At 60.9% G+C, this 14,118-nt stretch carries 13 protein-coding genes; 3 read left to right on the top strand and 10 right to left on the bottom strand.

The annotated features are described in order from the left end of the window. Positions 1–12: 12 nt before the first annotated feature. On the top strand, positions 13–981 hold the full coding sequence (locus tag SIC14_RS07385; RefSeq protein ID WP_412565181.1) for a M23 family metallopeptidase: 969 nt from the start codon (positions 13–15) through the stop codon (positions 979–981). A gap of 3 nt (positions 982–984) precedes the next feature. Here the strand turns inward: SIC14_RS07385 and SIC14_RS07380 are convergent, their stop codons facing one another. The 3 genes from SIC14_RS07380 to SIC14_RS07370 all read right to left on the bottom strand — a co-directional run bounded on the left by SIC14_RS07380 (position 985) and on the right by SIC14_RS07370 (position 5,092). Next, positions 985–3,282 carry a peptidoglycan -binding protein gene (locus SIC14_RS07380; protein ID WP_412565180.1) on the bottom strand — a complete coding sequence of 766 codons (2,298 nt, stop codon included), beginning with the start codon at positions 3,280–3,282 and terminating at the stop codon, positions 985–987. A gap of 3 nt (positions 3,283–3,285) precedes the next feature. Further along, entirely contained in the window at positions 3,286–4,494 is a 1,209-nt protein-coding gene (locus SIC14_RS07375) for a biopolymer transporter ExbB (RefSeq protein ID WP_412565179.1), read from the bottom strand. A gap of 67 nt (positions 4,495–4,561) precedes the next feature. Continuing rightward, positions 4,562–5,092, bottom strand: a complete 531-nt coding sequence (locus tag SIC14_RS07370; protein WP_412565178.1) for a gamma-glutamylcyclotransferase — start codon at positions 5,090–5,092, stop codon at positions 4,562–4,564. Between the two features lie 79 nt (positions 5,093–5,171). On the opposite strand from SIC14_RS07370, the gene SIC14_RS07365 reads away from it, so the two are divergent. Further along, positions 5,172–6,167 carry a DUF2125 domain-containing protein gene (locus SIC14_RS07365; RefSeq protein ID WP_412565177.1) on the top strand — a complete coding sequence of 332 codons (996 nt, stop codon included), beginning with the start codon at positions 5,172–5,174 and terminating at the stop codon, positions 6,165–6,167. Between the two features lies 1 nt (position 6,168). Here the strand turns inward: SIC14_RS07365 and SIC14_RS07360 are convergent, their stop codons facing one another. The 4 genes from SIC14_RS07360 to SIC14_RS07345 form a co-directional block, all read right to left on the bottom strand. After that, entirely contained in the window at positions 6,169–6,948 is a 780-nt protein-coding gene (locus SIC14_RS07360; RefSeq protein ID WP_412565176.1) for an extensin family protein, read from the bottom strand. Next, positions 6,945–7,856 (bottom strand): prephenate/arogenate dehydrogenase family protein, encoded by a 912-nt coding sequence (locus SIC14_RS07355; protein WP_412565838.1) that lies wholly within the window; start codon positions 7,854–7,856, stop codon positions 6,945–6,947. The genes SIC14_RS07360 and SIC14_RS07355 overlap by 4 nt, the downstream gene beginning before the upstream one ends. Before the next feature lie 2 nt (positions 7,857–7,858). Further along, positions 7,859–8,944: a histidinol-phosphate transaminase gene (gene hisC, locus SIC14_RS07350; RefSeq protein ID WP_412565175.1), complete on the bottom strand. Its 1,086-nt coding sequence runs from the start codon at positions 8,942–8,944 to the stop codon at positions 7,859–7,861. 61 nt (positions 8,945–9,005) lie between these two features. After that, positions 9,006–10,436 carry an aminotransferase class V-fold PLP-dependent enzyme gene (locus SIC14_RS07345; RefSeq protein WP_412565174.1) on the bottom strand — a complete coding sequence of 477 codons (1,431 nt, stop codon included), beginning with the start codon at positions 10,434–10,436 and terminating at the stop codon, positions 9,006–9,008. Positions 10,437–10,566: 130 nt separating this feature from the next. On the opposite strand from SIC14_RS07345, the gene SIC14_RS07340 reads away from it, so the two are divergent. Beyond that, positions 10,567–11,016: an Lrp/AsnC family transcriptional regulator gene (locus tag SIC14_RS07340; protein WP_412565173.1), complete on the top strand. Its 450-nt coding sequence runs from the start codon at positions 10,567–10,569 to the stop codon at positions 11,014–11,016. Between the two features lie 68 nt (positions 11,017–11,084). On the opposite strand, the gene rpsD is transcribed toward SIC14_RS07340, so the two are convergent. The 3 genes from rpsD to SIC14_RS07325 form a co-directional block, all read right to left on the bottom strand. Next, positions 11,085–11,705, bottom strand: a complete 621-nt coding sequence (gene rpsD / locus SIC14_RS07335) for a 30S ribosomal protein S4 (protein WP_412565172.1) — start codon at positions 11,703–11,705, stop codon at positions 11,085–11,087. 252 nt (positions 11,706–11,957) lie between these two features. Then, positions 11,958–13,022, bottom strand: coding sequence for a Hint domain-containing protein (locus SIC14_RS07330; RefSeq protein WP_412565171.1), 1,065 nt, complete (start codon positions 13,020–13,022; stop codon positions 11,958–11,960). A gap of 157 nt (positions 13,023–13,179) precedes the next feature. Beyond that, on the bottom strand, positions 13,180–14,094 hold the full coding sequence (locus SIC14_RS07325; RefSeq protein ID WP_412565170.1) for a lipid A-modifier LpxR family protein: 915 nt from the start codon (positions 14,092–14,094) through the stop codon (positions 13,180–13,182). Between the last annotated feature and the right edge of the window lie 24 nt (positions 14,095–14,118).

Genomic DNA, 14,118 nt, shown 5'->3' with positions numbered 1-14,118 from the left:
TGGAGTATGTCGATGCGTTTCACCCTGCCCACTTTTCTGGCCCCTCTTTTAACCCTCGCCGCCCCCGCTGTGGCGGATCCGGTCCTGGTGCAGCCGATTGACTGCACCTTGGGGGAAAGCTGCTACATCCAGCATTATGTGGACCGCGATGCAGGGCCGCTGGTGCAGGATTATGGCTGCGGAAGCCTGAGTTATGATGGCCACAAGGGCACCGATTTCGCGCTGCGTTCGCTCAATCAGATGGCGGAGGGGGTGGATATCCTCGCAGCAGCGCCGGGGGTGGTGCGTGGGGTGCGGGATGGCATGGCAGATCGGATCTACACCATCGACACCGCCGCTGAGGTGGAGGGACGCGAATGTGGCAACGGCGTTGCGATTGACCACGGTGGCGGCTGGATCAGCCAGTATTGCCACATGAAACAGGGCTCCGTTGTGGTGGAGCGCGGCCAGCGTGTGGCGGCAAACGCGGTGTTGGGGCAGGTTGGCCTGTCCGGCAAAACCCAGTTTCCTCACCTCCATATCTCACTGCGCCAAAACGGCGAGGTCACCGATCCTTTTGGCCCTAAAGCGGAGACCTGCAACGCCGAACCGACAGACACGCTGTGGCAAGACACGCCCCCGTATCAGGCCGGCGGGCTGATTGATGCGGGATTTGCCATTCGGGTGCCCGAGTATACAGAGATCAAAGCGGGTGACGCCCATGTGCACCAGCTGGATCAAAGCGCACCGGCGTTGGTGGGTTGGGCCTATGGCTATGGCACGCTGAAAGGTGACGTGATGCAGATCACCCTTTCCGGCCCCGCCGGCACTGTGATCGACAAGCGCATCCTGTTGAAGAAATCGCAGGCGCAGATGTTCCGCGCCGTGGGTCGTAGACGGCCTGACGGCGGTTGGGACGCAGGCCATTACCGGGCGGTGGCCAAACTGATCCGCAAGGGAGAGGTGGTGGACCAGCGTGAGGTCTGGCTGGACCTGCGCTAGACCTTAGCGTTCGGTGAACTTCAGCTCGATCCGGCGGTTCTGGGCGCGGGCCTCTGCCGTGTCGGCGGGGTTCACTGGCTGGAACTCGCCAAAGCCATTGGCGCTGACGCGATTCGGCGGGATGCCCAGACGTTCAACCATGAACCGCACCACCGACAGGGCCCGGGCCTGGCTCAGTTCCCAGTTGTCGGCAAATTCCGCCCCGAAACCAATGGGCTGGTCATCGGTGTGGCCGTCGACACGGATGATCCAGTCGATTTCGGGCGGGATTTCCCCGATCACGCCACGCAGGATGCGGGCAACCTTGGCAATTTCCTCGGTTCCCAGCCCCGACAGATCGGCCGAGCCGGAGGCAAACAGAACTTCCGAAGAAAACACAAATCGGTCGCCCACGATGCGCACGCCATCCTGATTGCCCAGAACGTCCCGCAACCGGCCAAAGAAGTCCGAGCGATATTTCTCCAGATCCTGCTTCTCCGCCTCAAGACGGCGCTTTTCCTCTTCCAGCCGCAGGCGTTCCGCCTCTTCCAGCTGGCGGCGTTTGCGCTCTTCAGCGGCGGCGCGGGCGAGCGCGGCGTTGAGGTCAGACCCAAGTGTTTCGATTTGCACCTTGGAGGCCGCATCGCGGGATTTGTAATCATCAATAATGGCTTGCAGGCTGGACAATTGGGTCCGCAGCGCGGCGAGCTGCTGGTTCAGCAACTCCTGCTGCTTCTGCGCTTCGCTGGCCAATTCCTGCTGTTCGGACAGGGTGTTTTTGGCCGCGTTCAGCAGGACCTCCTGCCGTTCGACCTCGCTCATCGCCTCGCGCGCCTGCTGTTCGGCTGCCAATTTGTCGGCCAGTGCCTTGGCCAAGACGTTCTGCAATTCCGCTTCGGTCAGCGACATGGCATCACGGGCTTCTCTCGCCTGGGCCTCTGCTGCTTCCTGTGCTTTCAGCGCGGCGGTGACCTCTTGTTCCGCGGCGAGTTTTGCTGCCAGCGCCTGAGCCAACGCCGCCTCAGCGTCCTCGATGTCACTCTCCACCTTCAGCTTTGCGGCCAATGCTTCGGCCAGCCGTTCTTCCAGGCTGGCCCGTTCAGCAGCCAGACGGGCCTCCAGCTCTTCGGCGCGCCCTTCCGAGGAGGCCAGCGACGCCTCTGCTTCTGAAAGACGTGTACGCAGCTCGGCAATTTCCAGCGTGCCCTGATCGATCTCAGCCAAGGCAGCGGCCAGTTGGTTTTCCAGATCGCTCAAGCGCGAGGCCGTGGCCTCCGCCCCGCCCCGCGCAGCATCCAGATCACGGCGGGCCCGTTCCAGTTCGGCGGCAACGTTGTCCTGCGCCAGCAAAGCAGCCGCCAGTTTTTGGGTCAGATCCTTGCTGGCCGCTTCGGCCGCAGCCAGAAGCGTCAGGGTCTCTTCCGCCTCACGCCGCTTGGCCTCCAGCGCCAGTGTCATGGCGGTCAGTTCGGCATCGGCATTTTTCAAACGCTCGCGCAGCGCCTCAGCAGCGGCGGCTTCGGCTAGGCGGGCCTTTTCTTCGTCCGAGAGGGCCTGCTCCAGTTCCGCCAGAGCCTTTTCCAGATTCGCCTTGTTGGTGATGAGGCTGGCATTGTCGCCCTCCAACCGCTCCAACTGCGACAGCAACGCGGCGTTTCGATCGGCGGCATCGGCATTGTCTGCCTGCAGGTCTGCGATCAACGCTTCCATCGCTTCCCGTTTGGCAGCGGCAAGACGGGCGGCTTCGGTCTGGGCGTCGATTTCGCTGCGGGCCTGTGCCAAGGCGAGGTTCAGCGCTTCGGCCTCATCAATCAGACGTGCCTTTTCACCTTCCAGTGCGGCGATTGAGGCCTGATTGTCGTCTCGCTGCTGTTCCAGATCAGCGATGGTGGCAAGGTTGCGATCCTGCGCCACCAGCAGCGCGGCAACCCGCGCTTCAAAATCGGAAATCTGTGTGCGTGCGGCATTAAGCGCAGCAGTCTGGGCATCCCGTTCAGCGGTCAGGCTGGCGATCAGCGCCTCTTGTGCAGCGGCGGTGTCGCGTGCTTCGGCGAGGGTTGCGTCCAGCTCTCCGACCCGGGCGTTCAGGTCCGCGGATTTCTTCTGCTCCAGCCCCAGCGCTTCGGCCAAGGCTGCGATTTCCACCGACAGATTGTCCAGCTGAGCCTCTTGGCCGGTGATGGTTTCACGCAGCACAAATTGCACCACCATAAAGATGGTCAGCACAAACATCAGCACCAGCAACAGGCCGGTCATGGCATCCACGAAACCGGGCCAGATCGAGTTTTGGAACCTTTGTCCGGTGCGCCGCGACAGGGCCATGACTTAGCCCTCCTTCCCCTTGATACGGGGGCTGCGCAGATGCGGCTGATCGTGCTCGGCAATGCGCCCCTGCGCCACCAGACGGGTGAGCGAGGCAATGTCCATCCGCAGCTCTGCCATCGTTTCCTGACGGCCTGCGCTGATTTCTTCCAAGATCCGCAACAATTGCACATCGATGGAGCGCAGGCGCATCCGGCTTTCGGCATCCATGCCTTCGCCAGCGGTTTCGCCGAGGGTTTCGACCATCTTCTCTTGGCTATCGGCGACCCGTTCCAGCGCCGCGTTCACCGATCGGTCATCTGCCATTCTATCGGTCAGCCGTTCGATCGAGACCGCCAAGGCCCCCAGTTGCGCGTCGACCTGCGACCGGCCTGCCTCGGATTGTTCGAACATTTGCCGCATCCGGTCCATCTGTTCCAGCATGTGATCAAGGATCTGCACCGCCGCGCCATATTCGCCCGAGGTTTCGCCCTCCCCCGAAGAGAAGGTGACGCGGGTGATGGTGGAGAGCCATTCCTCCAGCTCGCGGTAAAACCGATTCTGGCCGTGCCCCGCAAACAGTTCCAGCAAGCCCACAACCAGCGATCCGGCAAGCCCCAGAAGCGAGGAGCCAAAGGCAACGCCCATGCCCGACAGCTGCTGATCAAGCCCGCTCATCAGGCGGCCAAAGACCTCAACCCCGCTTTCCCCCTCTTCGGGCGCAAGCCCGCGGATGGTGTCAACAAGCGCAGGCACAGTGGTCGCCAGACCGTAGAAGGTGCCCAGAAGCCCAAGGAAGATCAGCAGGTTCACGATGTAGCGGGTAATCTCGCGCGCTTCATCGATCCGTGTTGCTACGGAATCCAGAATGGAACTGGTGGAGGTGGCGTTGATTTCCATCCGCGCCGAGTGCTTGCGCAGCAGGGCCGCCAAAGGGGCCAGCAGACGCGGGGCGCGGCGATGTTCCAATTCATCGCGGCCGGACACGAAGCCTTCGATCCAACGAACCGAGTTGATCAGCTGCGCCACCTGCCAGAAACAGGACAGCACCCCGACGGCAAAGACGAAGAGAATGAACCCGTTCAGGTAAGGGTTGGCCTCAAACACCGGCAAAATGCGCGGCAGGGCAAGAAACACCACAAAGACCGACAGGCCCAACACCAGAACCATCGAGATGATCTGGCGGAAAGGCTGAGAGAATTGCGGCTCGACCTCATGGTCTGTCTGAACCATCCGGACAGATCCCGACTTGTTTTTCGTTGCTCGGACTCTAAGCCGAAGCCGCCGTCAAGCCAAGGACTTATGCGATCAGCGCCTTGACCCGATCTGCCAGCCAGTCCAGCTCTGCATCCTGAATGCCCAGCTCGTGCAAGTGGGAGGCGGTGTTGAACAGATACTCGGTGTTTGGCCCCCGTCCGCCCACCGCGGTCGAGATGATCTGCGCCTGCTCTTCCAGCGCCAGACCGCCGCAATATTGCACGTGATGGGGATCGATCACATAAGTGACCGCCTCAACCTCGGTGCCATCAGCGAAACGCACGCCGAGGATCTTTTCCAGATAGGCCGAGCTGACCAGTTCCCGTTCGCGCAGATAGGCCAGAACCGTGTCCTCCTCGCCCGCGCGGACCGAAAAAGCAAGACCGGCACAGCTGGCTTCAGCCAGTTCATCCAGCGCCAGAACCAGACCAGGGTGTTCCTCGGTGCCACGGTGGTGGATCGAGCGCATGCAAAAGCTGCGGTGATAGTCGGGCAGGCTGGCCAGTTTTGTCTCAGCCGGGGTGAAACCGGGGTTCCACAGAAGAGATCCGTACCCAAACACCCACATTGTCATCTCGCTGGCCCTTTCGCATTCGCAGCTGTATTCAGCCCTGTAAACACCACTCCTCCCCGATAGGAAAGGCCCTGCCCCCGTGAAACGTCTGCTGATCGCCGTCATTGCCGCTGCAACGCTTTGGGCTGCCTATTGGGGCGTCGGAGCCTTTGGGGTGAAATCGGCCTTCACCAGATGGTTTGACGACCGCCGCAGCGCGGGCTGGGTGGCCGAGACCTCGGATCTGAGTGTGGCCGGTTTTCCAAACCGATTTGACACCACCATGACCGATCTGATCTTGGCGGATCCGGCCAGCGGCTGGGCTTGGGAAGCGCCGTTCTTTCAGATTTTTGCCCTGTCCTATCGCCCGAACCACGTGATCGCGGTTTGGCCAGAAAAACAGCTGATCGCCACGCCCCTTGCAAAATATGAGGTCAGCAGCGCCCGGATGCAGGCCAGCATTGTGACGGAAGGCACCGATCTGGCGCTGGCGCGCAGCAATCTGGCGGCGGACACGTTGCAGATCACCGGCCCCAGCGGCGACGGCACCAATATGACCGCGCTGCGGGTCGGCCTGCTGCGCGAAGGGGAAAGCAATCGCTACCGGTTTGCCCTGACCGCTGATGATCTGACCCCCGCCCGTGCCTTCCGGGCTTTGGTTGACCAAGAGGGCACCCTGCCGCGGACGCTGTCTGCGTTTTCGGCTGATATCACAATGGGGTTCGACGCACCCTGGGATCGCCATGCTCTGGAACAAGCACGGCCGCAGCCCACCGCGCTGGGGGTCAAACTGGTCGAAGCCAAATGGGGCGAGCTGGAGCTGGCCCTTGCAGGCGATCTAGAGATCAACGCAGAAGGCTGGGCCAACGGCAAACTGACGGTTAAGGCACGCAATTGGCGGGAGATTGTCGAGATGTCAGTTGCCGCCGGGGTTCTGCGTAAGGGACTGGCCGAAACGCTTACTGGCGGATTGCAGATGGTGGCGGGTATGTCCGGCAATCCAAACACATTGGATCTGCCCCTGACGTTTTACGGTGAGACCCTTTATTTTGGGCCGATCCCCTTGGGGCCCGCGCCGAACTTCGGCCTGCGTTGATCTAACGGCAATAGGTCCCGCTGCGGTAGCGGGCGGTGTCAAAATGGAAATGGTCACGGTGATAGCGATCACTGTCCGGCCCCAGCACGGTGCCAAACGGGCCACAGGCGGCGCGGTGTGCTTTCTTCAGGATCTTGCCCTCGCGCCGTTTGTTCCAGTCGTTGAGAACGCTTAGAACCTCTCCGTTCTGCAGGATGATGGCGGAGATATCGATTGCCTTGCCCTTGCCATGCTCAGAGATTTTGGCCCCCTTGCGGCTGTTGCGGGTACGGCAGGAATAATGCGCGGCGACTTTCAGCTTTGCCACACCGCCGCCGCGCCGTTTGACAGCGGGTTTCAAACCTTTATCAATCCATGTTTTCAACGCCATGGCTGTGTCACAGTCCATCACCGAGGGCTGACTGAGGGTGACGCCCGCCACCTCTTTGACCCGCACCGCTTCGCTCACACCGCAGCCCGTGAGTTTGCCCGCGACGGGGCCAATTTCCGCACCCCGGATCGAGCGATCACGACAGACCGAACCACGTTTGGGCTGGCGTTTGGCCGTTTTGGCCACCGGTATGATGGCGGGCCGCGCTACAGGACGCAGGCTGCGGGTCAGCCCAAGGGCGGCGGGTGGTGCCCCCACGTTTACGGTTTGGCTTTTATCAGGGGATTCTGCACGCGCGTCCGGACGCGCCACCGGTCGCAGACTTTCGCTTACGGGACGTGCATGGGCCACGGAAGCGCTGGCGATCTGCGCGACGAGTGCCAGCCCCAGTATCCCCAGCGTCCACCTCATGACGGCTGCTTGCTCCGGCCAAAGTCAGGCGCTTCAGTGTCCTGACCCGCCTCGATGATGCCACGGCGAATGGCGCGGGTGTGGGTGAAATAGTCAAACAGCTGATCCCCATCCCCGGTGCGGATCGCCCGTTGCAGGGCAAAAAGCTCTTCGGTGAAGCGGCCCAAAATTTCCAGTGTCGCTTCCTTATTGGTCAGGAACACGTCACGCCACATCGTGGGGTCCGACGCCGCGATACGGGTGAAATCACGAAAACCTGCAGCGGAGAATTTGATGACCTCCTGATCGGAGACACGGCGCAGATCATCGGCCACACCCACCATTGTATAGGCAATCAGGTGCGGGATATGGCTGACCACGGCGCAGACCTGATCGTGATGTTCAACCTCCATCCGCTCGCAATTGGCACCAAGCGCCTGCCAGTAGCTTTCCAACTTGGCGGTGGCCGCCTCATCGGCGCCATGTGGGACAATCAGGCACCAGCGATTGTCAAACAGCGTGTCAAAGCCGGACTCAGGGCCAGAGTGTTCGGTGCCAGCCATCGGGTGGGCGGGCACAAAATGCACGTCGTCGGGCAGATGCGGCGCAATCGCTGCGATCACCGATTTCTTGACCGAACCAACATCGCTGACGGTTGCACCGGATTTCAGATGCGGCGCAATTTCTTCGGCGACGCGACCCATCACCCCAACAGGCACGCAGAGCACCACCAGATCCGCGTCTTTCACCGCCTCGATGGCGCTGTCACAGACCTGATCGCACAGACCGATGCGGCGAGCGGTGTCACGGGTTTCCTGACTGCGGGCGTAGCCTGAAACTTCACCCGCGACGCCTGCACGTTTCATCGCCCAGTACATGGACGAGGCAATCAGCCCCAGACCGATCAGAGCCACGCGGTTGTAGATCACGCTCACGCGGCACCCCCTTTAAACTGACCGATCGCATGGGCCACACGACGGCAGGAGGGTTCATCGCCAATGGTGATCCGCAGACAATGTGGCAAGCCATAGCCCGCCACCTTGCGCACGATCAGCCCTTGGGACTTCAGGTAAGCATCGGCCGCGTTGGCCTCTTTCTCATCGGCAAAACGGGCCAGCAGGAAGTTGGTTGAGGAGGGATCCGACGGCACACCGTGGCCTTCCAAAGCCTCCGCCAGCCAGGCCCGCATGCGTGCGTTTTCAGCGCGGCATTTGTCCGTGTAGGCGCGATCGCGCAAGGCGGCTTCGGCCATTTGAAGCTGCAAATTGTTCAGGTTGAACGGCTGACGCACGCGGTTCAGCACGTCTATGATTTCCTTCGGCGCATAGCCCCAGCCCACACGCAGCCCGCCCAGACCATAGATCTTGGAGAAGGTGCGCGTCATGATGACATTGTCGCGGCTTTCCACCATGCCAGCGCCGCCGTCATAGCCGTCCACAAACTCCGCATAGGCACCATCCAGCACCAGAATCACCCCCTCGGGCAGACCTTCGGCCAGACATTTGCAGGCCGCCATCGGGATCATGGTGCCGGTGGGGTTCGCGGGGTTGGCGATAAAAACAATGCGGGTCTTGTCGGTGCAGGCGGCCAGGATCTTGTCCACATCCACCACCCGGTCGGTTTCCTCCACCTTCACAGGAGTCGCGCCACAGGCATGGGCCAGCAGCGGATACATGGAAAACCCGTGTTCGGTATAGATCACCTCATCCCCCGGACCGGCAAAGGACTGGGCAATGAACTGCAGCACTTCGTCCGAGCCCACGCCACAGATGATGTTGTCGGCTTCCAGACCATAGACCTCGGCCAGCGCGTTGCGCAGCGAGGCGTGATCGGTGCCCGGATAGCGATGCAGATCATGGCCAGCGCGACGCAAGGCTTCGGCAGTCGTGGGGCTTGGCCCGAACGGATTTTCGTTCGAGCTGAGCTTCACCACATCCGAAACGCCTTCCACATGTGCCGCGCCCCCCTGATAGAGGGCGATTTCCATGATGCCAGGCTGGGGCGTGATCTTGGTCATATCAGGGCTCCTTACTCGGACCCCTTCTATCCGCCCCTCCGCGCAAGGAAAAGCGGCAAGATCACGCGGCCTGCTCAACCCGCCGTGGCTGTCCCGTTTGTGCATCAATGACGTAGTGTCCGATATGGTCCGACAGGCCAATCGACAGGTCATTCACTGCCTTGATGATCCGCGCAACCGTCGCCTCCTCCATCATGTAGGAGAAGTTCAGCCGAACCCAGCCCGGTTTTTCCCGTGTATCGCCCGCACGGATGCTGTCCCGCATCTGATGCGACATTTCCTCGCCAATACCCAACAGGCGATGGCCATACGGACCCGCACAAGAACACCCACCGCGCACCTGAACCCCGTGAATATCGCTGAGCATCATGGTGAACAGCAGCGGGCTGACCACCTGCATCTCAGCGTCACGCACCAGGAACGAAAAGATCGGCAAACGATGCTCCACCTGCGTACCCAGAAGCTGCACCCGTGGATTGTCTTTCCAACCCTTCAGCGCCATCGCGGCATAGTGTTCTTCCCGGCGAGCAATTTCTTCGGTGCCGATCACGTCTTTGACCACAAAGGCCAACGCCGCGCGGATATCGCCAATGATGTTCGGGGTGCCCGCCTCTTCGCGCGCCTCAAGGTTCTGCGAATAGTCGTGCCCCCAGGAGGAGACATAGGTCACCGTGCCGCCACCGGGCCAGCTAGGGGTCTGGGTGGTCACCGCATCCTTGTTCACAATCATCACACCAGAGGCACCGGGACCGCCGGGAAACTTGTGTGGGCTGACGACGATTGCGTCCTTCTGCGCATCAGTGCCCGCCATCATGTCGATCGGCAGGTAAGGCCCGCCCCCCGCATAATCCCAGACCGACAGCGCACCGTGCGCTTTCAGCAGGCGGGTCACGGCGGCCGTATCGGTCACAATCCCCGTCACATTGGAGGCGGCTGAGAAACTGCCGATCACCAGATCACTGTCTTTGTTGTCGTGCAGCACCTGTTCCAGCATCGCCATGCAGGGGCCGCCAGCCTCTGCCTCGGGGATCTCGATAATCCGCGCTTTGGTTTCACGCCAGGGCAGGATGTTGGAGTGATGTTCATACGGCCCGATCAGCACAACCGGGTCATTTGCACGCTCAACGCCAAAAAGGGCGATCAAACGGTTGAGGCCCGCCGTCGCACCGGAGCCAGCAAAGATCACCGCATCGTCTTCGCCCGCGCCACAGACCCGGCCGATCTCGGCCCGCGCCTCATTGCGCAGACGGGTCATATGGGCGCCGGTAAAAGAGCTTTCGGTGTGGCTGTTGGCGTAGAACGGCAACACATGGTCCTGCACATAGGTTTCCACCTGCCGCAAGGCCCGACCGGACGCCACGTAGTCCGCGTAAGTCAAAGCCACATCACCATAAAGACCGGGGATCATGGCACCCTCGCCGATCACACCTTCCCAAAGGCTGCCATCTTGTTTGGCGGTTTCAACGGTTTGGCGGAACAGCGAGAGTGTCATGTACGGAGGCCCTTATTTGGGGTGGTCTTGTTGTCCCTCCAGCTTGAGCGAAAAGATCTGGGGAAACCTCACCTTTCTTTGCATGAAATCAGATGATATTGTGTCATTTGATCGATAATAGGGCATAACTATGGATCATATTGACAAACAACTCCTTGCCGCACTGCAACAGGACGGGTCGCTGTCGCAACGCGAACTGGCGGACCGTGTCGGCCTGTCGCAAAACGCCTGCTGGCGCCGTCTGAAGGCGCTCAACGAAAACGGGGTGCTGAAAGGCTCCACCGCGCGGATCGACCGGCAAAAACTGGGGCTGGACCTGGTGGTCTTTGTGCTGCTGCGCACCCGGCACCATTCCGCCAAATGGCTGGATGAATTCCGCCGCCATGTGCTGACGATCCCGGAAATCGTCGATTTCCACCGCATCAGCGGCGACTATGACTACCAGCTGAAAGTGGTGACCGAGGACATGGCCAGCTACGATGCTGTCTACCGCCGCCTGATCGAAGGCGTCGATCTCGACTCGGTCACCTCTTACTTCGCGATGGAAGCCATCGCCGAAGGCCGGCCGCTACCGCTATAGGGACAAACAAAGAAAAACCCGCCACAAGGGCGGGTTTTCCAAAAACGTCCGGTGGGTTTCGGCGAAGATTAGTTCTTCGCGTAGAATTCAACCACCAGGTTCGGTTCCATGATGACCGGATACGGCACGTCGGACAGGCCAGGGGCGCGTACGAAGGTTGCAGTCATTTTCGAGTGGTCCGCATCGATGTAATCCGGAACGTCACGCTCGGGCAGAGCAACCGCTTCCAGCAGCGCAGCCATCTGTTTGGAACGATCACGCACCTCAATCACGTCGCCTTCTTTAACGCGGTAGGAGGGGATGTTCACACGCTTGCCGTTCACCAGAACGTGGCCGTGGTTTACGAACTGACGGGCAGCGAACACGGTCGGTACAAACTTGGCGCGGTAAACAACAGCGTCCAGACGACGCTCCAGCAGACCGATCAGGTTTTCACCGGTGTCGCCTTTTACACGCTCGGCTTCGCCGTAGATGCGACGGAACTGCTTCTCGGTCAGGTCGCCGTAGTAGCCTTTCAGCTTCTGCTTGGCGCGCAGCTGGATACCGAAGTCGGACAGTTTGCCCTTACGACGCTGGCCGTGCTGGCCGGGGCCATATTCACGACGGTTTACCGGCGACTTGGGGCGACCCCAGATGTTTTCGCCCATGCGACGGTCAATTTTATACTTGGCAGACGTACGTTTAGTCACGGCTGATCTCCTTCTTAGAACGCTGCCCACATGGCAGCTATGAAGGGCGTTGTCCTCTTGTCTTGCGACATGACAGGAATCCCCTTGCGGGGGCCACCAACACCAATGAAGCCGCGCTTATACGCGGGCCCGCGCCAGAGTCAACGCGCAAAACCCATGATTTAAGGAAAAAGCCGGTTCTTCTTGGGCGAAATATCCCGGGGTTTGGGGCGGCGCCCCAATCCGGCCGGTTTCCACAGCGAAACGGCCGGATCAGGCCGCCTCATGCATCAAAATTGCCGCCTCAGACCGGCTGAGGTTGCGGCGAGCATAACCGCCATAGCTCTGCGGGTCCGCCTCGATCTCGGGGTAGCGCGCCAGCAGGCGCATCCGATCGGTGTCATCCAGCGAAGACAGCGCCGCATTGGACGGATGGAAGCTCTCGGTTTCGACGCCATTGGCCCAGAGGATCTGGTGGTCCGACAGCAGCAGGTGAATATAGGTCACCTCTTTCAATTGGCTGTCGATACGCACGCGATGGCCGTCGATCAGATCACTGGCCGCAATCAAAACCTCTGGCGTGTTGAACAGTGCGCGCGACACCTGGCCGCGCACCAACATCCGATGACTGGGCGAAACCAGCAACTCCTGGTCCGGGCGATGCACCCCCAAGGCACCCGCCGAAATGCGAATCGGGCGCAGGTGCGGCATGGCAAAGAGACGGGCCCCCGTCATCCGGCGCGACCCAACCCAGAGCACCTCTTGCGCCCCATTGTCCTTGGTCTGGACCAGATCACCTTCGCGCAGCTCCTGCACCAACCGGGCCCCTTTGGGCGTCTCGATTCGGGTGCCGGGGGTGAAACAGATCACGCCGCCGCTGCCTTCAGTCATATGGTTGTCCTGCATCGCATCCAGCGTGTGGTGCACAACCCACAGCTCTCGCCCCTTGGGGGGCTGCACGCCAAGGAACATCAACAGGGGCTGCGCCCCCTCACCAACTTCGATCATCGTCAAGGTGTAGGTCGCAGTGCCATCAGTCACCACGACATTGCTGTCCATGATCGGATCTTCGACGTCGATCCCTGCGACGTCGGTCCTGTTTTGCCGTGCGGCCCCAACCAACCGGCGCACCATGCGTGCTGCACTGCGCCGCAGATTGGCTTCGCCATCTGCTTGTTCCAGCCGCAAAAGTTCTTGTGGTCCGTCCACCCTCACCGCGTCGCCATGCCAGGACCAGGAGGTCCCCACATCCAGCGTATGCGTCGGGGCGGCTTCTATGCCGTCGACTTTTGTTTGCGACCAAGAGATGACGAACGTGCCTCCAAAGCCCGTTCCCATGCTCGTGTCCTGCCTCGTGAGAGTTTTTTATTATTGGGACCACACCTATCAGAAAGTATGTATCCTGCCTAGACCCGTCAAAATATTGACGGATCTTTTTCTGTTTAACTGTGGCTATTTGCACCTACCGCAACGGCAACGCGACCTGTGATTGCGCCTAGAAGTTCAGGTTCAGCCGTAGTGAGCCGACCATCTGGCCCTCACCCTGACCAACAAATTCTTCGCTCAGCCAGGTGACGCCGTAAAAGGCGCTGCTTTTCTCACCCTGCCAATGCACCCCTGCCCGCAGGCGTTTGCGGCTGTCGCTCAGCACATAACCACTGCCCGCCGGCAAGAAGACCGAATCCTCCACCTTGGCGATATCGCCCCCCACCACAAAGCTCATGCCTTCCTGGGGATTCTGGATGGTTCGGTAACGCTGGCCACTTACGGGGTCACGCACCTGCAATTCTCCGGTGCCAACGCGGCCAATGCTCAGATCTGCCCCGGCACGCAGCATGGTTTCTGCCCCCGCGCGCACTTCCACAAAGGGGCGCAGTTCAGAGGAGTCGCCGATGTTAAAGGTCCGGCCAAACTCGGCCACAGCGGTCGGGTGAATGCCGTCACCGATCTGACCTGCAAGCGTCGCATCCGAGGCACGGTCCACACCCAGCGCATCATGCAAGGCGTTCTGGAAATCACTCAGCCCCGTCATTGGGCCGGTTGCCACCAGATCCAGTCCCATCGCCATTTCCACCGACTTGCGCTGGTAATGGGTGTGCAGCCCGAAGGATAGGCTGCCCGCATAGGGGCGGTCCCCCGCGGCAGGGGCCACCAGATTGTCCGGCGCCATGATCTCGGCGTTCAGGCGGAATTCGAGGATATTGCCGAAATCTTCGGGCAATTCACCATCCCAATTGCGCGCCCAGACCCGGCTGGAGGCCACAGAGCCTGTGCGCCAGCGGTCCTGGCCATCGCCAAGGAAATCGTTCTGGATCAGACGGCCATAGCCGATGCGTTCACGCTCTCCCGCAGGGGCCTGCGTGGCGAGAACAGTAAGCCCGAGGGCGGCGAGACTCAAAAAACGGAGCATCCGTTCACCTTTCATAACGCCCCC

This window comes from Thalassobius sp. MITS945101 (genome assembly GCF_047123305.1).
Lineage (GTDB): Bacteria > Pseudomonadota > Alphaproteobacteria > Rhodobacterales > Rhodobacteraceae > Thalassobius.
The sequence above is the reverse complement of the archived record's forward strand: the minus strand, read 5'-3'. Positions and strand labels throughout refer to the sequence as shown.

Coding starts and splice junctions, on each gene's coding strand:
- SIC14_RS07330 (WP_412565171.1), bottom strand. CDS start 13,022: ATGGGAACGGGCTTTGGAGGCACGTTCGTCATCTCTTGGTCGCAAACA.
- SIC14_RS07385 (WP_412565181.1), top strand. CDS start 13: ATGCGTTTCACCCTGCCCACTTTTCTGGCCCCTCTTTTAACCCTCGCC.
- SIC14_RS07370 (WP_412565178.1), bottom strand. CDS start 5,092: ATGACAATGTGGGTGTTTGGGTACGGATCTCTTCTGTGGAACCCCGGT.
- hisC (WP_412565175.1), bottom strand. CDS start 8,944: ATGACCAAGATCACGCCCCAGCCTGGCATCATGGAAATCGCCCTCTAT.
- SIC14_RS07340 (WP_412565173.1), top strand. CDS start 10,567: ATGGATCATATTGACAAACAACTCCTTGCCGCACTGCAACAGGACGGG.
- SIC14_RS07345 (WP_412565174.1), bottom strand. CDS start 10,436: ATGACACTCTCGCTGTTCCGCCAAACCGTTGAAACCGCCAAACAAGAT.
- SIC14_RS07325 (WP_412565170.1), bottom strand. CDS start 14,094: ATGCTCCGTTTTTTGAGTCTCGCCGCCCTCGGGCTTACTGTTCTCGCC.
- SIC14_RS07375 (WP_412565179.1), bottom strand. CDS start 4,494: ATGGTTCAGACAGACCATGAGGTCGAGCCGCAATTCTCTCAGCCTTTC.
- SIC14_RS07360 (WP_412565176.1), bottom strand. CDS start 6,948: ATGAGGTGGACGCTGGGGATACTGGGGCTGGCACTCGTCGCGCAGATC.
- SIC14_RS07380 (WP_412565180.1), bottom strand. CDS start 3,282: ATGGCCCTGTCGCGGCGCACCGGACAAAGGTTCCAAAACTCGATCTGG.